This window comes from Sporosarcina sp. SG10008, assembly GCF_044569405.1.
Taxonomy (GTDB): domain Bacteria; phylum Bacillota; class Bacilli; order Bacillales_A; family Planococcaceae; genus Sporosarcina; species Sporosarcina psychrophila.
Genome location: NZ_CP172607.1, coordinates 1,430,309 through 1,457,044, shown reverse-complemented (window position 1 = coordinate 1,457,044; position 26,736 = coordinate 1,430,309). Strand labels below are relative to the sequence as shown.

The 26,736-nt window shown below is 36.5% G+C and carries 21 protein-coding genes; 1 reads left to right on the top strand and 20 read right to left on the bottom strand.

Annotated features, from left to right (window positions below; genetic code table 11):
• Nucleotides 1–21 precede the first annotated feature (21 nt).
• The 5 genes from ACGLYD_RS06970 to ACGLYD_RS06950 form a co-directional block, all read right to left on the bottom strand.
• Nucleotides 22–1,014: a LacI family DNA-binding transcriptional regulator gene (locus ACGLYD_RS06970; RefSeq protein WP_187047613.1), complete on the bottom strand. Its 993-nt coding sequence runs from the start codon at nt 1,012–1,014 to the stop codon at nt 22–24.
• 314 nt (nt 1,015–1,328) lie between these two features.
• Nucleotides 1,329–2,612, bottom strand: a complete 1,284-nt coding sequence (locus ACGLYD_RS06965) for a Gfo/Idh/MocA family protein (protein ID WP_399632106.1) — start codon at nt 2,610–2,612, stop codon at nt 1,329–1,331.
• Between the two features lie 20 nt (nt 2,613–2,632).
• Nucleotides 2,633–3,532: an ROK family protein gene (locus tag ACGLYD_RS06960; protein WP_399633135.1), complete on the bottom strand. Its 900-nt coding sequence runs from the start codon at nt 3,530–3,532 to the stop codon at nt 2,633–2,635.
• A 400-nt stretch (nt 3,533–3,932) separates the two neighbouring features.
• Entirely contained in the window at nt 3,933–5,630 is a 1,698-nt protein-coding gene (locus tag ACGLYD_RS06955) for a peptide ABC transporter substrate-binding protein (protein ID WP_399632104.1), read from the bottom strand.
• A gap of 596 nt (nt 5,631–6,226) precedes the next feature.
• The gene (locus ACGLYD_RS06950) at nt 6,227–7,387 is read right to left on the bottom strand and encodes an ROK family transcriptional regulator (protein WP_399632102.1); all 1,161 of its coding nucleotides are present in this window, start codon (nt 7,385–7,387) and stop codon (nt 6,227–6,229) included.
• A gap of 715 nt (nt 7,388–8,102) precedes the next feature.
• Between ACGLYD_RS06950 and ACGLYD_RS06945 the strand changes: the two genes are divergently transcribed.
• Nucleotides 8,103–8,969: a Cof-type HAD-IIB family hydrolase gene (locus ACGLYD_RS06945; RefSeq protein ID WP_399632100.1), complete on the top strand. Its 867-nt coding sequence runs from the start codon at nt 8,103–8,105 to the stop codon at nt 8,967–8,969.
• A gap of 318 nt (nt 8,970–9,287) precedes the next feature.
• Here ACGLYD_RS06945 and ACGLYD_RS06940 read toward each other — a convergent pair whose 3' ends face one another.
• The 15 genes from ACGLYD_RS06940 to ACGLYD_RS06870 form a co-directional block, all read right to left on the bottom strand.
• Nucleotides 9,288–10,271 carry a Gfo/Idh/MocA family protein gene (locus tag ACGLYD_RS06940; RefSeq protein WP_399632097.1) on the bottom strand — a complete coding sequence of 328 codons (984 nt, stop codon included), beginning with the start codon at nt 10,269–10,271 and terminating at the stop codon, nt 9,288–9,290.
• 129 nt (nt 10,272–10,400) lie between these two features.
• Complete coding sequence (locus ACGLYD_RS06935) at nt 10,401–10,592, bottom strand: hypothetical protein (protein ID WP_187047605.1); 192 nt, start codon at nt 10,590–10,592, stop codon at nt 10,401–10,403.
• Nucleotides 10,593–10,775: 183 nt separating this feature from the next.
• Nucleotides 10,776–11,642, bottom strand: a complete 867-nt coding sequence (locus ACGLYD_RS06930; RefSeq protein WP_338652525.1) for a sugar phosphate isomerase/epimerase family protein — start codon at nt 11,640–11,642, stop codon at nt 10,776–10,778.
• A 102-nt stretch (nt 11,643–11,744) separates the two neighbouring features.
• Nucleotides 11,745–12,713 (bottom strand): sugar phosphate isomerase/epimerase, encoded by a 969-nt coding sequence (locus ACGLYD_RS06925; protein ID WP_338652526.1) that lies wholly within the window; start codon nt 12,711–12,713, stop codon nt 11,745–11,747.
• Nucleotides 12,714–12,898: 185 nt separating this feature from the next.
• Entirely contained in the window at nt 12,899–13,984 is a 1,086-nt protein-coding gene (locus ACGLYD_RS06920; protein ID WP_340742006.1) for a Gfo/Idh/MocA family oxidoreductase, read from the bottom strand.
• Nucleotides 13,985–14,335: 351 nt separating this feature from the next.
• Nucleotides 14,336–15,094, bottom strand: coding sequence for a sugar phosphate isomerase/epimerase (locus tag ACGLYD_RS06915; RefSeq protein WP_187047601.1), 759 nt, complete (start codon nt 15,092–15,094; stop codon nt 14,336–14,338).
• Between the two features lie 52 nt (nt 15,095–15,146).
• Nucleotides 15,147–16,121 carry a Gfo/Idh/MocA family protein gene (locus tag ACGLYD_RS06910; RefSeq protein WP_187047600.1) on the bottom strand — a complete coding sequence of 325 codons (975 nt, stop codon included), beginning with the start codon at nt 16,119–16,121 and terminating at the stop codon, nt 15,147–15,149.
• A complete protein-coding gene (locus ACGLYD_RS06905) occupies nt 16,118–16,840 on the bottom strand; it encodes a hypothetical protein (RefSeq protein WP_187047599.1) in 723 nt (240 codons plus the stop codon). Before ACGLYD_RS06905 ends, ACGLYD_RS06910 begins: the two co-directional genes overlap by 4 nt.
• Nucleotides 16,841–16,875: 35 nt before the next feature.
• Entirely contained in the window at nt 16,876–17,928 is a 1,053-nt protein-coding gene (locus ACGLYD_RS06900; protein WP_187047598.1) for a Gfo/Idh/MocA family protein, read from the bottom strand.
• 191 nt (nt 17,929–18,119) lie between these two features.
• Nucleotides 18,120–19,103, bottom strand: a complete 984-nt coding sequence (locus ACGLYD_RS06895) for a Gfo/Idh/MocA family protein (RefSeq protein WP_399632089.1) — start codon at nt 19,101–19,103, stop codon at nt 18,120–18,122.
• A gap of 100 nt (nt 19,104–19,203) precedes the next feature.
• On the bottom strand, nt 19,204–20,286 hold the full coding sequence (locus tag ACGLYD_RS06890) for a Gfo/Idh/MocA family protein (RefSeq protein ID WP_399632087.1): 1,083 nt from the start codon (nt 20,284–20,286) through the stop codon (nt 19,204–19,206).
• A 289-nt stretch (nt 20,287–20,575) separates the two neighbouring features.
• Nucleotides 20,576–22,183, bottom strand: a complete 1,608-nt coding sequence (locus ACGLYD_RS06885; protein ID WP_399632084.1) for an extracellular solute-binding protein — start codon at nt 22,181–22,183, stop codon at nt 20,576–20,578.
• 102 nt (nt 22,184–22,285) lie between these two features.
• Nucleotides 22,286–23,191, bottom strand: a complete 906-nt coding sequence (locus tag ACGLYD_RS06880; RefSeq protein ID WP_187047594.1) for a carbohydrate ABC transporter permease — start codon at nt 23,189–23,191, stop codon at nt 22,286–22,288.
• Nucleotides 23,192–23,203: 12 nt separating this feature from the next.
• A complete protein-coding gene (locus ACGLYD_RS06875; protein WP_255428686.1) occupies nt 23,204–24,148 on the bottom strand; it encodes a sugar ABC transporter permease in 945 nt (314 codons plus the stop codon).
• Nucleotides 24,149–24,470: 322 nt separating this feature from the next.
• Nucleotides 24,471–26,714, bottom strand: coding sequence for a helix-turn-helix domain-containing protein (locus tag ACGLYD_RS06870; protein ID WP_399632081.1), 2,244 nt, complete (start codon nt 26,712–26,714; stop codon nt 24,471–24,473).
• Nucleotides 26,715–26,736 lie beyond the last annotated feature (22 nt).

The window sequence follows — 26,736 nt, the reverse complement described above, 5'->3', positions numbered from 1 at the left end:
CTTCTTCAATGAATACTTCCCTTACTTTTTCACACTATCGCGAATAATAAGTTTGGTCGAAACAAGTATTTTCTTCGCTATTTTTCTGCCTTCTAGTCGTTCTAATAATGTATCTACAGCTGTTTCACCCATAACTTCCGTATATACTCTAATCGTACTTAATGATGGATACATATATTTCGAAACTGTCATGTCATTTATCCCAATAATACTGACCCGGTCTGGGATTGTTATATTAGCCTCATGAAGTGCTCTTAAACTACCAATGGCCATAACATCACTACTCATAAAAAAGGCAGTCGGTAAGTCTTCTCCTAAGTCTTCTATAGCTTGTTTCATTAAGTTGTAGCCATCTTCAACTGAAAATGAGCCCACATAGACAAATCGTTCATCAAACAGTCCATTTTCCCACATATAGGATTTATACGTCTTTTCCCTTAAATCTTCTATAGGTTCGGTCTGGCCTTTCAGTAATTCTCTCCCGCCAATAAATCCTATTTTACGATGATCAGTGGAAAGGAAAAAATCGATTATTTTCTTTGTAGCTTTTTCAAAATCAATGACAATTGAATCATATTTATCTTCATTAGGACTGTAATCGACAAAGACAACCATTGGATTAATAGTTGTTAATTCCTTAACTTGTTGTTCGCTAAATTTACCAACAGCAATAATACCCTCTATTTCAGCAGCCTTTATATCTTTAATATTATTGAAAAAATATACTTCTGGCTTCATACCAATTTCTTTACATCGTTTTTCGATTCCAAGCCTTATTGATAAATAATAAAGGTCATTTAATTCTTCTTTTTCCGTATACCAATGCACAACAGCGACCTTTTGATCGACATACCTCTTTGACGAAGTTTTTCGGTATGATAATTCTTCTGCTACTTCAAATATCTTCTTCTTCGTTTCATCTGCTACCGATAAGCTTGCATCATAATTAAGCACCCGAGAAACTGTTGCAGAAGAGACACCCGCTTTTTCTGCTATATCTTTAATCGTTGCCACTCTCAATCACCTTTTCCATTTCTATAATTACCGTATTTAGTAGATTACCTACAATATATACATCATACAGTATTTATAGTCATAGAACAGATTAGCAACTGTCCTATGATTTAGCCTAGTTTATGTGTGTCTATTAGCGAGACTTTTATGGGCCTTGTTCCATAATATAGGTAGATATTTCCCGGCATTGCCATTACTATAGATGTTGAAATAAAAATTCCAATTGAATCCACTTCGACGCTAGGGGATGCCTTCCACGCTAAGGTCAACTAATATAGGTATTCATTTGTTTAACGTATATACCAGAGTTCAAATTAAAGGACCTCATTAGCAAAATTAGCGATATGAATGACTTTACCATTTTGTCGCCTTGAAGCTTCAGCACCAAATGCCAAAAGGTGACTTTCAAGTGATACAGCGGCAGATGATCTACTTTCATTTCCACCGTAGTTTCTTGCTTCATGTAAGAAGTCCCTGACGATTGCTTCATCACCGCCTCCATGGCCACTCTTGGGTTCATTCAACTTCGTAACTGTTTCATTATTTGTTAGAAAATCGAAAACAGAGATTGAGTTTTCATCCATTTTCCCTCTAATTTCACCTTTTGTACCCATGATTTGCACAATACGCGTTTGCTCTCTTGTGAATCCACACATACTAAATGTAGCTGTAGCCCCGTTTTCAAATTCCAGATTGACTACTTGATGATCAACAACATTATTATCAGAACGATAGACACATTTCCCATAAGGCGTTGTATTTAACGCATGAATAATACCTTCTCGTGAATGATCAGTAGTGAACTTTTTCGCCCACCCTTTTCCTTCACCTAAGTAGTATTTCCCAGCATGGAAAACACAATCGTTTTCAATTGGGCATCCATCCAAACAGCGCAACGGTCCATTTTCAGGTGCATTTGATTCTTTAAAATGCATCAATGACCCAAACGAACTGACATGCTTACATTTCTGGTCCATCAAATACATTAAGATATCCATATCATGACATGATTTTTGCAAGATCATCGGGCTTGATACATCACTATTATTCCAATTCCCTCGAACAAAACTGTGTGACATATGCATAACTTCAACGTTTTCATTCAATTGAATGGAAACAATGTCCCCTATTTTTCCTTCTTCAATAACACTTTTGATGTTTTGCCAAAATGGTGTATACCTAAGAACATGGCAAATCGTTAGCAGTTTATCATGTTCCTTTGCAATTTCCACCATGGAAATACATTCCTTGGGATCAGGTGACATCGGTTTTTCTAGTAAAACATGGTACCCTTTTTTGATCGCTTTTACTGTTGGTTCATAATGCTCCCTGTCCAATGTACATATGAAAGCAACATCCGCATCGATATCATCTTCTAGCATCTCTTCCCATGAGGCATAACACCGGTCTTCCGAAAGTGAGTATTGTTGTGCAAATGCTTCTCTTCTCTCAGGATTTAACTCCGCGACTGCTACAAACTCTAATTCATGTGGATAGTCATTGGCATAAGGAGCGTATGCTTTTGCTCCCCTATCGCCGGCACCAATTAATACCGCTTTTGTTTTTTTTGAAGTTTTCTCATCTTTATAGTGTTTCAAATCTTCTTTCCTCCCTTTACCTATTCAATCCCCTTTAAAGCGGCACCAACAATTCCTGAATCACCTTTTAATCTACTTATATGTAAGCGTTCTAGGCTATGTTGCTGTTCAGGGATTAAATATTGTTTCAAAGACTCTTTTATCAACTCTAACAAAAATGGGTTTTTATTAACAACTCCTCCACCAAGGACAATCCTGTGTGGATCTAACAAACATATAATTGAATAAATACCATGCGCTAAAGATCCGACCACTTCATTCAGTAACGTTTTTGCAACTTCATCATTATCTTCATACTTCGAGAAAAATTCGCTTGTTGTAAGATCAGGATTGTTAAATCGCTGTTCCGCAAGTTTTTTTATTGCAGGACCTGAGGCTGACTTTTCCAAGTTTTCAATTCCATTTAATGATGCTCCTGCCAATACTGGAAATAAACCAATTTCACCTGCAAAACCATTCCCACGCATAAACGAGCCTTGATGAATAATTGCACAGGAGATTCCTGTACTAATTGTTAAATATACAAATGTATCCTGCTTATTCGTGTTTGATACTTTCCATTCTGCAAAAGCAGCCATATATACATCGTTATCGATTACAATATTTTTAAACGAAAAGTAATCTTGTAATCGACTTACAATTGGAAAGTCCCTCCAAGGTAAATTGTTTTGAAAAACCGCTATCCCATTCTCACGATCTACTTTTCCAGGTACACCAACACCCATACCCTTGATGTCACTAATACTTATTTTTGAATCATCTAGTACCATTTCAATACTTTTAATCACCTGTTCAAACATCTTTTCTTTATCTGACGGATCACTCGATACTTCTGAACGTTTATAAATTTCACCATTTTGATCAATTATCACGGTCGCAATTTTTGTACCACCAATATCAACACCCAGCGCATATGTCACATTATTCACCACACAATCTCTTGAAATAAAGAATTCCTTCCAATCCGCTTTGGCGCTTTATGTATGCCTTTGTTCAGTCTATACACGTACTCATAGATTCTACTTATATATCTACTTTTTAGAATCCCGGTAAACTAGTTTAGTAAAACTATTACTAACGTTTTTTTCAATATTACCACACACTTATTATTACGTCTATGCAGAATATCAGTAATAAATTCTCATCTCCCGTAATGAGCTACACTCTAACGGTCATCTAGCACTAAGACACTTCTTCAATTACAATTACACAGGGTTGAATAGGGAAGACTTTTCCGCCCTTTCAGCTGATTGTCTTCCCCACACAAGCCCTATACTTTCTTTTCTGCCAGAAAACTTCTAAGCTTCCAACTTACACTCTTTACTTTCCAGCCGCTTCGATATACATCCATTTATAGCTAAAATCGCTACCGAATGGATTGATGGCAATCCCTTTTACAGCTGGGTTCCTAAGAAACATTCCTCCGCGTTGATACGTCGGCGCGATAGCTGCATCATCTTCCAGGAGGATTTTTTCAGCTTCCGCAAACACTTCAAAACGTTTGATTGGATCATTTGCATAAGTTGTTTTTGTAGATTCAATAAGTTCGTCATAAGCTGGATTTGAGTAACCCATTTTGTTATGTGGGCTTCCTGTTACAAACAACTCCATAAATGAGATTGGATCCTGGAAGTCAGGACCCCATGCTGATGCCTCGATGTCATAATCACTATTGTCATCAAGTTCCAGACGCACTGCTGAAGGAACTTCTTTCAGTTTGATTTTCAAACCTGGTAGGTTTCTTTCAAGTTCCGATTTGAACCATTCTTGTTGTTTCTTAGAATCTTCTGTGTCTCCGCCAAGAAGTTCAATTGTTAGTTTGTCTGTTCCAAGTGCTTTTAGCCCTTTTTTCCAAAATGCTTGTGCTTCTTTAACATCGTAAACAGTGAAGTCTTCACTGTATTCACGGAAGTCTTTACCGTTTTCATCGAGCACAAAGTCATTTGCAACTAGGAAGTTAGCGGCTTTAGCTCCATTCGCCAAGACTGCATCTGCAAGCTCCTCTTTATTGAACGCTCTTGCAATTGCTTTACGAATGTCAGCATTCGCAAGTGGCGTTGGTTTACCATCACGCAGTTGGTTCATTTTGAAGAAGTATACAGCCGTTTCAACCTCACTAATAAGATTGGGATCATCAGCATATTGCATTGCATACTCAGCACTCAGTTTCACACGATCTTTCTCGCCGCTTTCATATAATTTTACAGCTGTTGACGTTTCTTTAATGACATCAACAATGATTTCATCAAGCTTTACACTATCAGCTTCCCAATATGTGTCGTTTTTGGCGTATTTCCAGTTACCAGTACCATCCCACTCTGACAATGAGAATGGACCGTTATAAATCATCGCATCAGAGTTAGTCGCATATTTATCGCCCTGGGCAGTTACGAATTCTTCGTTAAGCGGTAAAAATGTTGCGAAAGAAGTAAGAGATAGGAAGTAGGCAACCGGGCGTTCAAGTTCAACGACAAGTGTTTTATCGTCCACAGCCTTAATTCCAAGGTCTGTAACTTTCGCTTTCCCTTCACCAATTTCAGTTGCATTTTTAACCATGCCTGCCATCAAATACGGTCCGTAAGGTGAAGCCATATCAGGATCAATAGCGCGTTGCCAAGCATATACGAAGTCATGCGCAGTTACAGGTGTTCCATTAGACCATTGTGCGTCACGGATTTTAAACGTATACGTCATTCCATCTTCACTGATTTCAGGTTCAGCCTCAGCCATAGCTGGTGCTAGTAAACCTTCTTTATTCACACGATAAAGTCCTTCTATTACGTTGTTTAGTACCTTGGTACTTACTGCGTCTTCAGCAATTGCTGAGTCAACAGATGCAATTTCTGCTACTTCAATCAAATTTAGAACTTGTGGCACATCTTTACCTGATTCTTCTGTCGTCCTTTTTCCAGCTCCAGCAGCAGTGTCAGCGCTTTCTTTTTTGTCACCGCACGCCGCTAAAAACACACTAAGTACAAGTATCAAGCTAATAAGCCACATAAAATTATTCTTCTTCATATTGGTTACCTCCTCTAAACTGTTTGTAAAATTGGTATATTAATGTTTTAAAATTATTCTTACAATTGAAAACACCTTTTTATAATCTCGTAATGCACTAGAACAGGGTAATATAGAGAAATGATTTTCAGGACCAACAATACGTTTAATGAATTTTCCCATATCTTTTCCGTAACTACCGTATCACTTGCCACAGCTGAAAATATATGTATTTTTAATAGTGTTCAATTCGAACGTTCATCACCATCAGCACTCACCACACAATCTTTTTAGCTACTTATTAATTAAACCTCCACATCCAGATAAAACTCAAGTAAAAACAATCAGTAAAATGTTTACTTAATGTTTTTTTAACAATAACATACATTCATTATTCCGTCTATACAGAATACAAAAAAATCAGTATACGAATTCTCTCACCAAAAAATCCCATACGCCACAAAGGACATAAGGGACTCGCACACACTTCTTCACACATTATTATATGAGTACAAGATACTCATCGGATTTACAACGTATCAAATGTTGGGCTTGTCCTATTCTCATTAAAATCACTAGTTAACAGCCATGCGTTTTATCCTAGTTTAGTTAAAAATTCAATTCGGATCAAATACGTCAACTAACAGTAAAGACACAGCACCTATAAGTGTTGCATCATCCCCGAGTTTAGTTATGGTTACTTCAGTCTGCTTTGCCCGTGGTGTCAATGCACATTCTTCAATCGTTTTTAGTATGACTGGTAAAATAAATTCTTTTGCTTTTGTTACCCCACCACCAAGTACAATTTTTTGCGGATTAATGATATGTATTAAATTTGTTAAACCTATCCCAATAACTCTTCCAGTTTCTTTTAATAACGTCACAAACTCTTCATTACCCCTAATAGCTAATTCATAGACTTCCTCTGCAGTGATAAGTTCTTGGGATATGCTCTTCATTGCTCGCCTAGCAATCGCGGGACCCGTTGTGAACGTTTGCAAACAACCGCGATTACCACATTCACAAATTTCTCCGTTCAAATCGATAGTCATATGTCCCACTTCACCTGCAATATCTTGTGCCCCGTGGTATAAATTCCCATCAATGATTAGGCCCGCGCCGACACCCCGTCCAATATTCACAACTAACATACTCGTTAATTCACCGTGATCTCCAAACCAAGATTCGCCTAACGCCATTGCGCGTGCATCATTTTCTACTTTAACTTCTAGTTCAAATTCTTTTTCCAATTCTTCTTTAATCGGAACATTTGTCAGACTTAAAATAGGAGCAAACAATGATGTACCAGTTTCTACGTCCACAACTCCATGCATAGCTATACCTATACCAATAATTTTTTTACTAGTTGAGGGTATGTCTTTTATACAATTGTGAATACAGTCTTTTAAAATAATGAGAAATTGGTTGTTTGTTAGTGGTGTAGTCAACTTACTTAAAGTCCGATTCAAAATTTTTCCCGACAAATCGGTGAGGATACACTCTATCATTTCCGGTCCCGCGTCTACTCCTACTACATAAAATTCTTGGTTATTGATTAAGAGCATCGTTGGCTTACGGCCACCTTGAGACTCACCAAGCTTACTTTCTTTTACAAGCCCTTGCTCAATCAACTTTTTCACATTACTACTAACCGTAGGCGGCGTTAATTTAGTCTCTTTAGCAATTTGCGCTCTAGAGATGGGTGCGTCCGTCCTTATTTTATTTAATATAATGGACTTGTTTACTGATTTCATCCATTGGAATGTGCCTTGCCGCATATTAAAGCCTCCTATTATTATAGATTTATAGATAAATAACATCCCTATTTTACTTCTAACACATTAATCTATAATACCAATCAAATCGTTTTTTCATGACAGGAAAACGCTTTAACTAGTTGATATTTATTAGCTTCTCAATTTATGCTCGAAAGGCTAACCATTATTATCATTACACGAATCGCTCATTAGCATTAATACTATCACTTATCTCTTTAGTAGAATAGACAGACAGCATTGTTTGAGTGTGAAAAGTTCAATTTTTCTTCGAGGTTTTTCCAATTGCCTTTGGCCGCATGAATTCGAGCTAAACCGCCCTACTTTTCGCCCAAATACTGAGCAATGTAATCTCTTTTCTATAAATCAAATATAGAACTAGTGTCTGCTGCCATTAGACAAATTCCATATCGATTGACGAGCTTCCCCTGTGATTCTTTGCACGTTTTCCATTTTCTGCAGACGAACATAATTTGCAAAAAAATTCATCAATGGTTATCTCAAAACTACCCGTTAAGTTGGCTTATTTAGATTCACTATAGATTCCATACTAATTCATGAATTCATTGTCGGGCATTTTCAATCATTCCATTGGAAGCTTCTTAATTTTGATAATAATTATTTCGCTAGGACAAGAAAAACTCTGTCGAACAGGCAAGTTGATATTTATCGCATTCATTGGTATTATCAGTCTCTATGTATAAGAAAGGGGACAATTATGATACACCTAATTGCAATTGATATGGATGGAACAATATTAAGCCCTGACCACAGCATCAGTACTAGAAACAAACAAGCAATTTTAGCTGCGCAGTCAAATGGAATTGAGGTTGTAATCGCTACTGGAAGAGGTTTCTCAGAAGCCTATGGTCCTGTTAGGGATAGTGGATTGAATCTTTCATACATTTGTCTTAATGGCGCAGAAATTAGAGATGCGTTTGGGGAATTGATTTCCGCAACCCATATAGTCGAAAATGACATCACAAAAATCACATCTATTTTGGATACTCACACAATCGATTATCAATTATATATTGATACGCTCATTTATATTAATAGTATTGAAGATCAAATCGATACTTTCATTCAACTTGCTGAGGCAGCTAACCAGATCCCCGTCGTAGATAAAATTCGACAAGAAGTAATGGATAGAGTAGAACAAGGTTATATCCGCCAAGTTGATTCTTACAAAGAGCTGATAAACCAACGTGGAAGTGAAATTTATAAAGTATTTGGAACGTCCTTTAATAGACTGAATTTGGATAAAGCTAGAGAAGCTCTTCAGTTATTGCCTGGACTTGCTATCAGTTCATCTGGAGCGGGAAATCTCGAGATTACAAATATCAATGCGCAAAAAGGAATAGCAGTTGAAACATACGCCAAGAGTAAAGGGATTTCAATGGAAAATGTTATGGTAATTGGTGATAGCTATAATGATTTATCAATGATGGTACGTGCAGGACGCGCTGTAGCTATGGGTAATGCTCCAGCGGCAATTAAAGCTGCTTGCACTGAAATCACAACAACAAATGAACATGATGGTGTTGGATTAGCAATTGAAGCTATTCTGCAACGTCAACTTTAAATTAAGTAAGTCGTAAGGCACCGTTATATTTGAACGTAGCCTTAGTTCACGACATCCTTTCGCAATAAGGAGGGATGCCGTTCAATCGCTCCTTATTGCGAAAGCGTTGGAGGAATTGATGGAAAGGGCAATCTTGTCCATTGCCATCAATTCTTAGGCAACTCGAAGAAGCCGACAGATGGACATAGACACTGTTCCATATCGAAAAACTTATAGTTCCTTTATCTATCAAAATCCCCCTCTTCGATTGTCTATCTAATTATAGAGGAGTTTCTTTGTTGTTTTTTATCGATACATAGCAATCATCTATTTTTTAACTCAAAATGCATTGCTCAATTTCACAGGTGATCCTTTTATTGCCGATTCTAACGCAGCCGTGGTTACTTTATGCGTCTTATAAGCATCTCCGTAGTCTGACAATATTCTAGATGGGTCACCTGTGCGTACTGCATTGATAAATACTTCATTTTCTGTTTGATAAGGATTAACCGTGTCGATATAGTCTGCTGTAGACCCTTTCATCTTAATCTCTAAACGTTTGGGTGACCAATCTACCATTCCTTGATTTGTAAATAAGGTGATTCCCGATTTCCCAACGCTTTCTGGGAGTATACAAGTATTCGATATATTAGCTACAATCCCATTACGTAGTTTCATGGTTACCGTTCCTACATCCGCAACTGTGACAGATTCGTCTTGCGTAGAAAGAATCTGGCTACCAAATACCGCATAAACTTCTTCGACTTCCCCACAAATATAGCGAAGTAAATCGACAATATGCGTTGTCTGTTCGATAAATTGTCCCCCGGAACTAGCTTGATTTCGCCACCACGGCACTTTTGGCATACTCCCCATATACTGCCCAAGGACAATACCGATATTCTGGTCATTTAGTATACTTTTTAAATGCGAAATCGAATCACTATAGCGATAATGATAGCCTACTGATGTAAGCAAAGACTTTTTTTTGATCTCCGTAAATATAGTTAAAGGTGTTTCATTGTCTTGACTCAATGGTTTCTCCACAAAAAACGGAATTCCTCGCTTAATTAATTCCAGTTCTATCTCTCCATGTGCCATTGGCGGGACACAAATATAGACAGCATCCAAGTGAATGGCGTCCAGCATACCTTCCAAATTGTTATACCCTCTCGCATGCGTAAACTTTAATGCCATTGACTCCGCTTTTTCTATACTTGTCCCATATATAGCTGTTATTTTGACACCTGCTAAACCCGATAAAATCTTTGCATGGAATATGCTGAAGTAACCAGTTCCAATAATCCCTACATTTATAGTCAATATAACTCCCCCATTAACTTGATTTTATTCCTTCTATAGTAATCACTGGTTTAGCGGAAATCGAATTAGGGATTTTCTGCGTTATGGCAAGTTTGAATTGATTGAACTGTGTCGCCACTGGCTGGCTTGTTAAATGGCCTTTTTCTCGTATGGCGCTGCTTCTAGCAATTCAATTATTTCCACTCTAACAACCAGCATTTCTAACCTTGTTTCATTTAAATGAGCAGATGCTTTATGAATAGGTAGATCAAAAATTTCCTTATCTGCTGACACATCTGCCAATGAGCTTAAACAATTTGTTTTATTTTTGATACACCTCAAAATTCACTCTCTTCTATTACTTTAACAAACTAAGTTATTTCAATTGAATGTCATTCGGTGAAGTTTTACGACTCACAATCCCTTCTTGCATTGACTAATTACAGGAGCAGTACCTACAATACTTTTCTTAACATTTCCAACTGAACTCTCAGTGATCTTCTATTGCTTTATCCACTGTTCTATTCAAGCTTCGTCCCATAAACGACGTACATTATCCATACCCATTTTCGAAGCTTGTTTACACTCTTCTATTCCTTCAAATTCAACTGATATATAGCCGTTAAAACCTGACTCTTTAATAACTTTGATAACTTCTCTCATATTAATATCCCCATGACCCACAATTGAACCTCTTAAATAATTACCTGATGTTGTTTGCATCCAGCCTTCTCCAGGATAAAGATGTGCTTGTCTCAGATAAAAGTCCTTGATATGTACTACAGATGCATATGAGATGTTTTTCTTAACAGCAGATACTGGATCTTCATCTACACACATAAAGTTCCCAACATCTAATGTTGTTTTAAAGTTAGAACGATTTACATGATTTATTAACGACTGTACTCGATCACTTGCTTGAATAAAAAAGCCATGATTTTCTACACTAGTTGTAATTCCATATTTCCCAGCATAATCTGCAACTATTTGACAAGCTTTTGTTAGCTTAGGTAAGTCAGATTCGAATTGTTTGATTGTTGAGTCGGAAATAGGTAGTGACGCTACATCATGGCGCATGAATTTTACCCCAAGACGATTAGCAATATCTACTTCTTTTTTAACTCGCTCAATTTCTGTTTGAAAAGCTTCTTCACCTTCTGTGATAAAATTAGCTCCAATCGCATAATTAGAAATATCAATCCCAACAACACTAGCTTTCTCTCGAATAGCATCAACTAATGCTGGATTATCTTCAAGTTTAAAACCAAGATTCGGGACAATTTCAATATGCTCTCCCCCCTGATCAGCTACCCATTGGATCGCCTCAATAATTGACATTTCCTTACTTTTCAATATTCCATATAGACTGTAAGAACTTAAACCAACTTTCATAATAAGCATCTCCTTCTATAGTAGTATAGCGGGGCTAGTCTAGAAATTTTGGTATATGTTAGTTAAATCTTTAGTCAAAAATAATGCTTGCGATAAAATATTCTATGCCCACCACATATCAGTAGGTTGCTCTTCAATTAAGACTGACTTCAAATTCTTTACTGCGCGCGAAAATCCTTCTTCAATCGACATCAATGGATCCTCATGTTCAATGCTCACAACATAATCATACCCATATGTTCGCAGAGCACTCATCATATCTGACCACTCTTGAATACTATGTCCACATCCAACAGACCTGAATGTCCATGCTCGACTTTGTACCTCTCCATAAGACTGCATATCAGTTAATCCGTGCATGTTTACATTTTCCTGGTCAATAAAGGTATCTTTTGCATGGAAATGATGAATTGCATTTTCTTTACCCAAAATCTTAATCGCTGCTACTGGATCAATACCCTGCCACCAGAGATGACTCGGATCCAAGTTAGCACCGATAGAATTGTTTGTAGCATCTCTCAATTTCAGCATCGTGTATGGTGTATGAACTGAAAACCCACCATGTAGCTCTAAGCCAATCTTTACACCATGATCTTCGGCAAATTTACCCTGTTCTTTCCAATAAGGAATCAACTTTTCTTCCCATTGCCATTTATAAATATCGGAATATTCCGATGGCCATGGAGATATTGGCCAATTTGAATATTTCGAATCTGGATGAGACCCGGGTGTCCCAGAAAAGGTATTAACAACAGGCACATCTAATAATTTTGCCAATCTTACCGTTTTGGTAAATGTCTCATGTGCATTTCGGGCAATTTCTTTATTGGGCGAAACAGGATTATCATGACAACTAAACGCACTAATGGTTAAACCACGTGAATGCACGTGATCAATATATTCTTTTCTTTTATCTTCACTCCCAAGTAATTCATCTAAATTACAATGGGCATTACCTGGATATCCACCTGTACCAATCTCTACCCCGTGCAATCCAGCTATTTGCACATAATCTAGCATTTCTTCAAATGTTTTCCCCGCAAATAGTACTGCAAAGACTCCTAATTTCATAATTATTTTCCCTCCCAATTTTAGTCGCATAGGTAGATAACTTTTGTGCTGAAATAACTGTAAACTAATACATTTATTTTAGAAGTATAGACTGCTTATATCCTGTTACTGTTAGGAAAAAGGCAGTCTATATTTCTCTTAAGTTCTTTAATTCGTCTAAATAGTGGCCTTATAACGGATCCAATTTATAATACCGGAATATGAATATCTACTTCCTTTCCTTTTTCAGAAGACCTGAAAATACCATCAATGATTGCTTGGTTGATTAGGATTTCTTCCCCTGGAATTGGTGCAGGTTTATCTTCTTTGATAGCAACAACAAAATCGCGTACTTTCGCATCAAAAATGTTGATGTCATGTACTTGTAGAGGAATAGCTGTTTCTGTTTGATGACTATCCACATCATGAAACATGCTAATTGATCCAATTCCTCCATCCCAAACCCCACTCCAGGGTCCACTACCTGCAGGCATTAACTTTAAACCAGCATCTTTTCCAAGAAAAATCGTAGGCCCTAATGTATCCATATGCATTGCCCAAGATATTTTAAAGTTAAGTACCATACCGCCTTCTAAACGAATCATGGCAACACCAAAATCTTCTACTTCGAACTTATCCGCTTCAGGATGATAAATCGGATTCTTCCCAAAATGATTCGATGTATATGCCGAGACTGTTAGCGGCTTTGGATGACCTAATGCATTTAGCGCTAAGTCAAGCGAGTATGTTCCTATATCACCCATAGCTCCTACACCCGCCAATGCTTTATTAATAAACGTGCCACCTGGCATCCCGCGACGGCGTCCTCCCCCTACTTCTACATAGTAGATGTCTCCAAGCTGGCCAGACTGAACAATGTTTGTTACCTTTTGCATATTTGGATCATATCGTGGTTGAAAACCAACAGAGAGCATTTTCCCTGTCTTTTTCGCTACTTGAACCATTTCAATTCCTTGATCAAGTGTGACTGCTAAAGGCTTTTCGACAAGTACATGTTTTCCGGCTTGCAATGCATCAATACTTGTCATATGATGAAAAATATTTGGGGTGCAAATACTAACACCATCTATATCTAGATCGAGCATTTGTTTATGATTTTCAAATGCTTGGGCATCCTCAATCGCTAAGTTATTAATGAATTCCTGTGCCTTTCCTGGTACAACATCTGCCACCCCTACAATCTGAACACCTGCCATTGCTTGATAAGCTTTTGCATGACTGACTGCAATTCCACCACTGCCAATAATGCCTATTTTAATTACTTTTGTCATCACTTAATCCTCCAGATTATTATACTAATTACGAAATTAGCAATTCTATATATTCAGTTTTTAAAATCTATATTTTTATGTCCAATAGAAAACCAAAACAATTTTATTGAAGTAGTCGAGCATAGTCAATGCACACTATTTATCAATTTATTTGATCAGTTTGATATCGTTCATATAAGATACATTCAATATTATTTTCAACAACCTATTCTTCGTTTAGACTCTTTTATTATCAGCTATAATAGAGTTATTCATTTCCTTAAAGCAACAGACTTTTTCATGGAGCTAAATTGATCTCCATATAGAAAAATGGTCGGAGTATCGTTATACTTGCATAACCTTTCTTCACATTTATGATTTTTCACTAATTCTCCTTAGTTCTTTAGCATTTTGTGCTGCACTTTCTACTGGGTCACCTGTAAAGTCTTCTTGTTCAATAACAAACCAGTCAACTTTATGTTCTCTACCCGCTTCTAAAAACTGGGCAATATCAAGTGTTCCTGTACCAATTTCAGTTGAAACAGGCTTACTATTAACAAGCTTTAGATCTTTAATATGTAACGAAACACAGCGATCTGCATACTTTTTTATTATTTCAACTGGACTGTTCCCAGCATGTGCAGCCCAAAAACAATCTAACTCCATTTTCACATATTGCGGATTCGTATTTTCATATAATAGTTCAAAACCTGATTTCCCATTAAATAAATCAAATTCAAATGCGTGATTATGATAGCCAAATGAAAAACCTGCTTTAGCTACTTTCTCACCCAAATTATTAAATAATTCAGCTGTCCGTTTATAATCATCCTCAGTTGTCCGCATGTTTTCTGGTAGATATGGACAAATCAGTAGACGATTATCTATACCTTCATGATAACGTAGTAAACCATCAACATCATCTTGTAATTCCTCAATTTGAATATGTGCACCTGCTGCCTTGATTCCTACTTCATCCATTTTAGCTTTTACATCTTTTGCTGTATGGTCAAAGAAACCTGCAAATTGAGCACCTTCATACCCCATATTAGCAACTTGCTCAAGTACACCAAGTAAATCTTGTTCAGCTGCATCTTTAATTGAATACAATTGTAATCCTAACTTCCCCATTACTTTCTCCTCCTTCAAATTCCACATTTACTCATTAGTTATATCCTGTTACTTATAACTTAATAGCCCTTTTCAATTCACTTGATTGATATGCTGCTAGCGACACTTCGAGTGATTTGAGTCCATCATAGCCGGTAATGGAGGGTTCCCTGCCTTCTTTCACACAGTTTACGAAATCAAGAATCAAACCATAGTCCATATCATTTCCAAAAAACACGTGCTCTAAAGACTTGCTACCACTACCAAACATTCTAAAGTGCTCTTTAAACGCGTCAACTTTTACTGTTTGTTTCGTTCCAATCACTTCAATTGTTGCGTCACCCCATGTTGGGTATTCAGTAAAGCGTGACCAACTGGCATCATGGGAAGCTATCACACCATTGTTAAATTCAAACGTAAGAATCCCTGCATCATCAATGTCAACATCATGAAAATAAGAATCGACAAACGCTCTTACCTCGGTTACTTCTTCATTTAAATACCAACGCATAATATCAAGCATATGAACAGTATGGTCGAGTACAGCCCCACCACCTGATTGCTCTTCATCAATAAACCAGCCTCCAGGATTTTGGCCACGGTTTGTTGAACGAAATGCGACAATATCACCGAGTTCCCCTTTATCTATCATCTCTTTCAATTCTCTAATTGGTGAGCTAAATCTTACTGGGTAAGCGATTTGTAAAGTAACATTATTGTCTTCGCAAACTTGAATCATTTCTGTAGCATCATCAAGATTGGTTGCAATTGGCTTTTCACACAAGATATGTTTCTTTGCCTTTGCTGCGTTCAAAACCATTTCTTTATGTCGATTGTTTTCACTGCAAATAATGACGGCATCCATTTCTTGTGCTAAGAAGTCTGCTTGATCACTGTAATGTATTGTATTATAGTTCACCGCGACTTCTTGTCCTCTTTCAACGTTATCATCATAGATACCAACTAATTCAACATTGGGTATGTTCTTTAACCCCTCTGCATAACTATATGCGTGCATATGTGCGAAACTCATCATACCTATTTTCATTTAGTTGCACCTCCATCGACAAGCAATCCAAGATGATTCATTCGATCAATAAGCGCCTGATCAACTTTGTATGCTGTAGCTAAAATGGAATCAACTGAATAGGTTAACGGCAATGCCGTCTTACTTCCAGGTCGGACTGGTCTCATTTCATCACTGTCAAATTCAATAATAGTATTAATCCCACTCCATTCAAACTCAATTCGTTCCTGATCAGTAACCGTATACTCAATATGAGCCATTGTTCCGCTACCGAAATACAACATAATAATGATATAAGCCGGGGTTACAGTTTGATCAGTCCGTTTTACATGAACATCTTGTGGCTCACCTAAAAGTGCTGATAACACATATAAATCTCCCGCAAGTAATGAAACATCTTCAACATGCTTCACAGTGCGTCTAAAGCGAAAAACACCTTTACGTTTATCTTCTTTACTAATAATCTCTTTCGCCTTTTGGTAAAATGGATAGTTTTCTAAATCAAAATAAACACTCGAATCCAGATTTTGATTGTTGGTTGTTATCAGATTTGATGGAATATAAACTTGGTGTGCATGATTCTTTACTGCTTGCAAGTTTTCAACTGTAGCTGCTAGGACGATAATCGCTTCGCCATTTTCATTTTCTCTTAATTGTTCAGCAGACTCCAAAACACTTACATTTTCTAAAGTCGTTCTAAAGTCGATCCTGTCAAATCTACTGAATATCATTTTCATCAATTTAAAGAGCCTCCTACTTTATTACTAAAGTCCCCTTATAAATAAACTTCTTTACCTATTTTTGCGGATTCATAAATTGCATTAAGCATTTTCATTACTTCGACACCATCAGCTATAGGTGCAATTGTTTCATGGCCAGATTGACAGCATTCTACAAAATGATTGATTTCATTTGCGAATGATTTTACAAAGTCAAAACCTAAATTGTCAATTTGAGGAGTAACATTCAAGATTGTATTATTCTTCTCCAAAACAAGTGCTAATGCAGGCTCAATTTCAGCCCCGCCCTTGTCTCCATATAGTTTAACCGACGTTTCATCCTCCTTAGCGTGTAGTGTAAAACTAACATCAACAAAAAGTGATGCTCCATTTTCAAAACGGATGAGTGCATTTGTTAGATCTTCTACATCATTTAATGTTGGATTATAGTCTGCTGCTTGATAAGATGATAGATTTTCAATATGACTACGATTGCCAAGCCTATGGTATGTATTTCCACTTACTGAAACGGGTCGCGGTTTCCCCATTAAATACCACATAATATCAACTACATGAACGCCCAGGTCTATCAACGGACCGCCGCCTGATTTTGTTTGATCACTAAACCAACCACCTGGATTTCCCAATCGTCTCAAGTATGATGCTTTTGCATAATATATTTCACCAAGCTCATCATTATCGATAAATGCCTTTAAAATTTTCACATTATCTGCATGTCGTCTGACAAAACCAACTTGTACAGTTTTTCCAGACTTTTTAGCTGCAGCCTCAACTGCAAATGCTTCTTCGACAGTCATACTTAATGGTTTTTCAACTAAGACGTGTTTACCAGCTTCGAGCGCAGTAATAGCAATTTCCGCATGCGTGTTGTTCCACGTACAAATACTTACAGCGTCAATTCCCTGATTATTTAATAGTTCCTGATAATTAGTGTATAACTGGCTAACACCAAATAACTTACCTTTCTCAACTAAGCGCTCTTCATGAATATCACATAATGCGACTAACTCTACTTCCTTATTTTGAGAATACGGTGTAAGATGCATCTCCGATATTGAACCTACCCCAATAACTCCAACTTTCAACATATAATCTACTCCCTTGAAAATGTAAATAAAATAAAAAAGAGAGATGATCAGCAAGGTTTTATAAACTTAGTTTATAACTAATTTTGCTGGTCATACTCCCTAATTCTTAACATACTATTTTTTCTTGTTTCAATTATATAATTAGCTATTTTCAGTTCCACATAACAGTTCAATATTTCACTTGAAATGCATTACAACTCAATCCGACGTCCTTCATCATGAGATTTCACTGCCGCTTCATTAATTAGTGTTAAATTAATGACATCTTCTTTCGTAATCGTTGGCGGTGCCCCTGTTTTAATCGCATTAACCCACTGCACCATTGGCATTGGTAATGCCGGTAATACTTCTGTTAAGTCTTGTGATTTTATATTGGCACTATTGATGTGAATTTTATCATCACTAATACGTAACGTCCCTTCCGTTCCATATACCTCCAACTGGAACGGGCTGCCATTTGACACAAAACTTGTTTCAATAATACCAAGTGCTCCCGACTCATAATCTACTAATAGTGCAGAATTATCATCTACAGTTGTACTGTTTGCTTTATGAAGACGTGCATAAACACCTGCTGCTTTTCCAGCTAAGCGATTCGTCAAATAGATTGGATGTGCGCCAAGGTCAATCATAGCCCCCCCACCAGCTTGTTCCTTATCATAGAAACGTGCAGGCAACCATCCATTTTCTTGTCCTTCTGGCGCTACGCCACCGTTATGAGCGAAACGACAACGAACCATTGTAACTTTTCCTATCCAACCTTCATTAATTGATTTCTCAGCATATAGGAAGTTATTATCAGTTAGTCTCGGTAAAGAAACCATTAGCTTGACGCCAGCTTCTTGAACGGCTGCATATATCTCTTCAGCGTCCTGAACCGTAAATGCTAAAACCTTTTCAGTGAAAATATGTTTTTTATGTTTCGCTGCAGCAATGATAACTTCTTTGTGCATATTTGTTGATGTATTTACGATGACTGCGTCAATATTTGGATTTGCTAAAACAGCTTGCAAATCTTGTTCAAACGGAACATTTAGCTCTCTTGCCCAGCCTTCTCCACGTTCGACTTCTTCATCCCAGACAACTTCAATCGACATGTTGTCGTTTTCTTTAACATTACCAGCATAGTCATCAGCGTGTACATGCCATCTACTTAATAAGGCTACTTTAATCATTTTTATCACTCACTTTTCTATATTTTATATTTAAGTCATAAATACTTCATAAGCTAAATGTACTCGCTTTCAAATCTCGCCATTTTAATACAGATACTTATTAGTCGAAATAAACAGCTTTACCAGTTTTAGCAGACTCATAAATTGCTTCTAAAATTTGCGTCACAACAAAAGCTTCTTCTGGTTTAACAGTTGGTTCTGTGTCATTAATAATGCAGTCAATCCATAAACGCGCTTCAAGATCGGCATTGCTTTCTGATGCGCCGTCATAATAAGCAACACCACCTGCACCTAATTCTACATTTCTAGTATACAAGTTGCCCATGTCTTCTCCATTAATACGCAGACCATTTTTCATATCTGCCCCACCTTTTGAACCACTTAGGGAACATTTAGCTTCATCAACATCAAGTGTATTTAATGCCCAACTTGCTTCTAAGGTAATTGTTGCACCATTTTCCATTGTAATAAAGCCAAATGCAGAGTCTTCAACTTTGAATTTTTCAGGATCCCAAGGTCCCCAAGCATTTGCAGCATTTTCGTTTTTACCCAATACATGATAAACATTACCCATTACAGATTTCGGCTTATAATTATCCATCATCCATAATGTTAGATCAAGTGCATGTGTCCCAATATCAATTAGCGGACCGCCACCTTGCTTCTCCTCATCGAGGAACACTCCCCAAGTCGGCACAGCACGTCTACGAATTGCATGTGCTTTGGCAAAGTAAATGTCTCCTAGGTCTCCACGTCTTGTGATTTTATGCAAGCTCTGACTATCAGGCCTAAAGCGATTGTCATAACCAATTGTGAGCTTTTTACCAGTTCGTTTAGCTACTTCAACCATTCGTCGCGCTTCTTCAGATGTTTTAGCCATTGGTTTTTCACATAAAACGTGCTTCCCTGCTTCCATTGAAGCAATTGAAATTTCTGCATGAGAGATATTTGGAGTTAAAACATGAATAACATCAATTGATTCATCTTTTAATAATTCTTGATAATCCTCATAAACCTTAGCATTTTCAGTCCCATATTGTTTAGCTGCTTTTTCAGCCTTATCTAGTTCTATATCACAAAATGCAACAAGTTCAACGTTCTTTAGTTTACTTAAGCTTGGGAGGTGCTTCCCATTTGCAATTCCGCCACAACCAACTATACCCAGTTTTAATTTTTTCATCATTTTTTTCCTCCTTGGACTTCCTATTTTCCCAATCTTACGAATCAAAATTCCCAAACGCTCTACTCATCTACAATGTCAGTGTAGATGAGTAACAGCCAGCACTTGGTTTCATCAAAAATAACCCCTCATTCAGACAATCTAAATCTGGCCATATCTCGTTATTCAAAATTCGGTAACAGATTTATTCTTTGCTTTGTTATTTATTTGGAAGTTGGTCATATTCAATCCTTTCCTAAAGGAAAACTTTAACCTTTTCCATCTCTTTGAACTACAAGTTATATCAATTCACTTAACTTGCTGCCCAACGATCATAAGCTACCTGGTAGATTTCAATGTACTTGTCAATATTCATATCTTCGATTGTTTTTACATATTTATCCCAATTAGATAATGGCTCAACACCTGTGATGAATTTTGCTTCCATTTGCTGAATATACGATTGTAGGTCTATTTCAATTGTGTTAACTTGTTTCTGCTCTTCTGACGTTAAGTACACAAGTGGAAAAGGTACTTCTGCAAATGGATCGATTTTCCCATTAGTTTCAGACTCGATAAACTTATCAAATTCTGATATCTTCTTCCCTTCTACTGGACCACTTAAAGAAGGTGCGGGAATTCCGTAATCAGGTGTTAATGTCCCACGGTATTCCTCTGAGGATTCATAGCCCTCTGGCGGATCAAGATTTACTATAGCCCCTCCTTCTTCGTCAGCCCATTCCCAAAGTGCCCCCTTAGGACCCATATTTAAAAATGCATAGCCCTCTGGTGAATAGAAATAGTCAATCCATCGTATAGAAGCCTCTGGATTTTGATTCCCACTTGAGATCGAGAAAGCCCCTCTTTTGATTCCCGGACTGCGTGGTACCAATGGTTTATCCGAAAAGGGGCTAGTTAACGGTTGAAACATGGGATTAGTCATTGCATCTTCTTCCTTTTCTCCTGTTGTAAAGAATGAAAAGTAATCTGGGAATATCCCAACTCTATTAGCTTGTCCTTTTGCTTTTTTCTGTTCATCGGATTGGGAGAATGTCTCTGGGTCTAATAGTTTTTCCTCATAAAGCTTATTCATATACGTTAGATACTCTTTATATTCCGGAAGTTTCGGCGCATATCGTACTTTACCATTAATTTCTTCAATCCCCTGTTCTTTCATGCCAAAAGCACCTAGAAACCATGCACGAGTGCCATCCATTTTTACATCAAGCAATGGAATTTCATCTACTTTTCCATTTCCATTGGGATCTTCGTTTTTGAATCGTTTTAATAGATCATAAAACTCATCTGTAGTTTTCGGTAACTCTTTAACATTCAACGCTTTTAGCCATTTACCGTTATACCACATTGGTCCTTTATACCAGATAGATGTTGGCCCACTAGAAATCACTGGTAATGAATAAATATGTCCATCGATTGTAGTAATAGACTTTTTCACATCCGGTCTTTCTTCAAGTACTTTTTTCAGATTAGGAGCATACTCTTCTATAAGGTCTTCTAAAGGTAATAAAACCCCTTGTTCTCCATAGTCAGTTTCCATAGCTGGTGTTAAATTATTTGTTCCAGCTGCATATATAATATCTGCTATTCCTCCACTAGCAAATGCCAAATTTAATTTTGTTTTAAAGTCGCTCATTGGAGGTGTTTCATAATCAAAAGAGATATTCGTCATTTCCTCATATTCTTGTAATGTAGCCATGTCTTTCCATTCAGCTAGGCCAATACCTGGTGCAATCATAGATAACTTTATTTTTTCCTCAACAATTGGAAATCCTGTTTTATTTACTTCAACATTTGTACTTTTGGATGCATCTTTATCCTTTTCCCCTTTATCTGATGAGCAAGCTACCATAATCAATATAGTTAATATAGCTACAAAAAGTAACGTAATTGTTTTTTTCATGCTCCATTCTCCTTTTTTAACTACTATTATTTCCCAAGAATTGCTTCAATCCTTATACGCATCACCCCCTAAATATCATCTATGTTTATGCGTTCATCTTAACTAGCCTTTAAGTGATCCAATCATGACCCCTTTAACGAAGTGACGTTGCATAAATGGATACATAATGATAATAGGTAGGGTAGACACAATCATAACTCCATATTTGATAATAGAGGCTAGTTGTTGCTTACTATGAAGTACCTCAGCCATACTACTTGACATATTTATATTCTGTGATGACATTTCCTGTAATACCAGTATTTCTCTTAATACTAATTGTAGCGGATAAAGGTTTCTGTCTGATAAATAGATTAAGGCGTTGAAATAGCCATTCCAATGTGCTACCCCATAGAATAGTGCCATAACCGCTATTATTGGAGCCGATAATGGTAGTATAACTTTAAAAAACATTTTAAAATTGGTGGCTCCATCAATAGTTGCCGATTCTTCCAATTCTTTTGGAATCGTAACTTCGAAAAATACACGAGCAATTATTATATTATAAACCGCAGCGGCATTAGGTAAAAGCATCGCCCAAATTGTATCAATAAGCCCTAAATTTTTAACAACTAAATAAGTTGGAATCAATCCACCACCAAAAAACATTGTCAGAACAAACATACCCATGAATAGATTTCTACCTGCAAGATCTCTACGTGATAATGCATAAGCAGCTGGAATTGTAATGGCTAAGTTTATAAATGTACCGAGTACGGTATAAAAAATAGTATTAAGATATCCCCTCCAAATATCACTATTTTCAAAAATTAACTTGTATCCGTCAAATGTTATCCCTTTAGGAAGTAGCCACATCGTTCCTGAGTTTACAGCTGCGGGATCACTTATTGATGCACTAACAATATAAAGCAAGGGATACAACACTACTACCGCTGCCAGTGTCAGAAAAATATAGTTAAAAACATTGAACAATTTGTCTTTATTTGTTTCTTTTATTACTGCCCCCATATTCTTACCTCCTCACCATAGACTTGTTTCACTCGTTTTTTTCGCAATTTGGTTTACACTAATGAGTAAAATAGCATTAATAACTGCATTGAACAATCCAACTGCAGAAGCAAAACTATATTGACCATCTAATAATCCAGCTTGATAAACAAATGTAGCGATAACGTTCGAGGATTCGAGGTTAAGCGGATTTTGTAATAATAAAATTTTCTCGAAGCCAATTGCTAACATATTCCCGACGTTCAATATTAATAGAATAACCATTGTTGGGAATATCCCCGGAATGTTTATATACCATATTCGTTGTAAACGTGAAGCTCCATCTACAATTGCCGCCTCATGTTGCTGTGTATCAACACCGGCTAAAGCAGCCAAGTAAATAATTGTTCCCCAACCTGCATTTTGCCATACTCCCGAAAATACATAGACCGTCTTAAACCATTTTGGATCCGTCATAAAAGAAATAGGTTCAAAACCAAGTAATTGAATAGCATGATTTATTATGCCTGTTGTTGGGGCAAGGAATGCAATGACCATCCCTGTCATTACGACTATTGATATAAAGTGTGGTGCATATGTAACCGTTTGCACAGTTCTTTTATATAAACCATCTTTTGCTTCGTTTATTGCTAGTGCCAAAATAATTGGTAACGGGAAACCTACAATCAACTCATAAACGCTAATTCCTAATGTATTCTTAATTAAATCCCAAAAATAATATGACTCGAAAAATCGGATAAAATGTTCGAAACCTACCCATTCACTACCCCATATACCCAATGATGGAATAAAGTCTTTAAATGCGATTTGCACCCCATACATTGGAATGTAGTGAAATATCAAAAAGTATAAAAATGCTGGCAATATAAATATGTATAATTGCCAATTCTGTAGGATTTTACTTGATCCAAGCTTTTTTTTTGATTTTGCTTCCTTTTGTTGGGTAGCTGTACTCATGCTCATTCAAATATCCTCCTTTATCCATTAATGTGAAACTACCATCATCTTAGCTCGTTATGTAATTTGTAAGCAATATGTTGATTTTATTAATTCTTGTTTCCGCGATGAGTAGTAACGCAATTCAGACTTGCGAGACATGGGATTGATAATGAAATGGATATGTCGATTTTATATTCATATGTCGATTTAATACATAAGGATTTAGGTCATGTTTAGAGTGAAACTGAAGCACATACTGCCAATCCGTTCTTAAACCTACATTTAAATTAACGAAAAAAAAAAGCCCTCACACAATACGAAGGACTTTAGAGTTATTTGATTACTTTCTATTCAATTTACGATATTCACCAGGTGGGATTCCTTCCCTCTCCCTGAATTTCCGTGTGAAATTTGATACATCCTTGTAGCCAACATCGAGAACAATTTTCTTAATTGGCCAATCCGTGTCCTTTAATTTTCTCTTTACATCTTCCATGCGCAGTTTCAATACATACTCCGTAAAAGTGCTACCAGTTTGATCTTTAATAAATCGGCTAAGATAAGGTAAGGTAAGATGAAAATTTATTGCTATGCTTTCCAGACTTAAATCGAACATTTTATATTTCACTTTAATGTATTCAAGAACATCATTTCGCAATTCCTCATTATTTGACCTCTTCTTACTCTCAACCTTTTTACATATTTTTATGGCTACTTCGCAAAGCTGTTCTTCTAATTGTTTTATAGAATTAAAATCTACAATGCTATTGAAGTCGTCTATATACTTCGTTAATTCCATTTCAGAAGCCGTTTTCATTACCGTATTGATAATATCAAAACAGATACATTTTAAAACTTGTATGGACAATTCCTCTTTCGCAAGTCTTGTAAACATGTCGCGCAGTGTTTCTGTTGCAACTATATGATCCCCTTGCTTCAGACTTTGGGCAAGCTTTATTTGGTCTTCTACTGGATACCCCAACCCCCGTTCTGACTGGGAACTTATTTCCTCAAAATAAATGATACTCCCCTGTGGTACTGCAAACTTATATTCTATTGCCGCAAGTGCTTCAATATAAGATCGATTAATATAGCTTTTTTCCTCATACATTTTCCCTACTGCAACAGTAGGGTTAATTACAGTAGTTTCCTGTATATACTGTTGGATTTGTGAGACAAGTATTCGGCGTTGATTGACAGCTTTATTTGGATCTTGGTTCATACTTATAATTAATGCCAATGCATCATTATAAATCAAATCAACTCCATGTACTGCGGCATCCTGTATTGTTAGTTTCGATAATAGCTGTAGAAAATTCTCTTTTTCTTTCATTTTATCGAAATATACAATTGTAACAAAATAACAATCATCCCTCATTACAACATTTAGCGCATGCATTAATGCATCTATTTCTTTGTTATCCCTTAAATCACCTTTCAGTAAATTAATAAGTAGTTGCTCTTTTGCAAATGGTTTTTGTAAAAAGATTGTTTCATTCAAACTCTGATGCGTTAGGAATGCCTTTGCAATTGTATTTCCGATGTTCTCGAATTCATTTAACTCCATAATTTCCACATTTTGTTTGTCGTTTTTTTGTGTTAGTTCAAATAACTTTCGAATTGGTTTATATTGTTTACTCCCAAATAAAACAGCTATTATAATACCAACAAAAAGGAGGAAAATCAAAATTGTGATGATAAATGTTCGCATATGGAAAACCCGTTCAAGAAACTGATCTGTATCCATCAGTGTTATAAATGTCCATCCACTAATTTCTGATTTGACAGAAACGAGAGAGTACTCTTTTCCATTTATCTCTACATTCCTTATCTCTTGATCATTAATAGTTGTTAAATTTAAATTCCCCTCACTAATCTCCTGTACATTAATACTAGATGCAACCTTCTGATTATTCTCGTCAAAAATATACGTATTTCCTTGAAAGTTACCTAATATGTTTTGAGTGAGATCTGTCAGGACCTTTTCTTTGATAAAATACATAACGGTTCCGTAAGGGTAAAGACTATTTGGAACTATTGGGTATAGGAAAGCAATTATACGATCTTGCGTACCATTATTCAGCGTTACGTTCCCAACAGTCTTTAACATTGGCTTTGTAATATATAAATCATTTATCAAGCTCTCTTGTTCTTCTTTATCGAATTTATACATTCTCTGTGTAAATGTATCCAGCGAAAAGGAGCCACTTAAGGTATATATATGGTCATTTTCATGGTAATAAACAAACAAATCTTCAATAATTGAACTGTTTGACTTATATTTTTTCAACTCTTCAATTGCCTCTCCACTGTAATAATTATGTTTCATCATGTACGGTGTCAAGCGGGGATCATAGGCTATATTTGTCGCAATTTTTTCTAGCTCCTTTATCCGTTCGTTTGTAATGTTTTCTACTTGTTTCAATTTATTAATATTAGATTGTTCGATTTCCTCTCGTAAATTGTAAACCGAACTATAATAAATAAATGCACTCATTAACATGAAAGGAATGAGGAAAACTAATAAATACGACACAATGTACTTAAATAATAATCGGGATTTTGTCCTCTTAAGCCAATGCATATATTCAACTTCCTTTCTGTAC

What these genes read in the sequence shown, in the direction of transcription:
- ACGLYD_RS06900 (WP_187047598.1), bottom strand. Translation starts at nt 17,928, where the DNA reads ATGTTGAAAGTTGGAGTTATTGGGGTAGGTTCAATATCGGAGATGCAT.
- ACGLYD_RS06890 (WP_399632087.1), bottom strand. Translation starts at nt 20,286, where the DNA reads ATGATGAAAAAATTAAAACTGGGTATAGTTGGTTGTGGCGGAATTGCA.
- ACGLYD_RS06955 (WP_399632104.1), bottom strand. Translation starts at nt 5,630, where the DNA reads ATGAAGAAGAATAATTTTATGTGGCTTATTAGCTTGATACTTGTACTT.
- ACGLYD_RS06950 (WP_399632102.1), bottom strand. Translation starts at nt 7,387, where the DNA reads ATGCGGCAAGGCACATTCCAATGGATGAAATCAGTAAACAAGTCCATT.
- ACGLYD_RS06930 (WP_338652525.1), bottom strand. Translation starts at nt 11,642, where the DNA reads ATGAAAGTTGGTTTAAGTTCTTACAGTCTATATGGAATATTGAAAAGT.
- ACGLYD_RS06945 (WP_399632100.1), top strand. Translation starts at nt 8,103, where the DNA reads ATGATACACCTAATTGCAATTGATATGGATGGAACAATATTAAGCCCT.
- ACGLYD_RS06920 (WP_340742006.1), bottom strand. Translation starts at nt 13,984, where the DNA reads ATGACAAAAGTAATTAAAATAGGCATTATTGGCAGTGGTGGAATTGCA.
- ACGLYD_RS06910 (WP_187047600.1), bottom strand. Translation starts at nt 16,121, where the DNA reads ATGAAAATAGGTATGATGAGTTTCGCACATATGCACGCATATAGTTAT.
- ACGLYD_RS06895 (WP_399632089.1), bottom strand. Translation starts at nt 19,103, where the DNA reads ATGATTAAAGTAGCCTTATTAAGTAGATGGCATGTACACGCTGATGAC.
- ACGLYD_RS06875 (WP_255428686.1), bottom strand. Translation starts at nt 24,148, where the DNA reads ATGAGTACAGCTACCCAACAAAAGGAAGCAAAATCAAAAAAAAAGCTT.
- ACGLYD_RS06870 (WP_399632081.1), bottom strand. Translation starts at nt 26,714, where the DNA reads ATGCATTGGCTTAAGAGGACAAAATCCCGATTATTATTTAAGTACATT.
- ACGLYD_RS06915 (WP_187047601.1), bottom strand. Translation starts at nt 15,094, where the DNA reads ATGGGGAAGTTAGGATTACAATTGTATTCAATTAAAGATGCAGCTGAA.
- ACGLYD_RS06925 (WP_338652526.1), bottom strand. Translation starts at nt 12,713, where the DNA reads ATGAAATTAGGAGTCTTTGCAGTACTATTTGCGGGGAAAACATTTGAA.
- ACGLYD_RS06885 (WP_399632084.1), bottom strand. Translation starts at nt 22,183, where the DNA reads ATGAAAAAAACAATTACGTTACTTTTTGTAGCTATATTAACTATATTG.
- ACGLYD_RS06880 (WP_187047594.1), bottom strand. Translation starts at nt 23,191, where the DNA reads ATGGGGGCAGTAATAAAAGAAACAAATAAAGACAAATTGTTCAATGTT.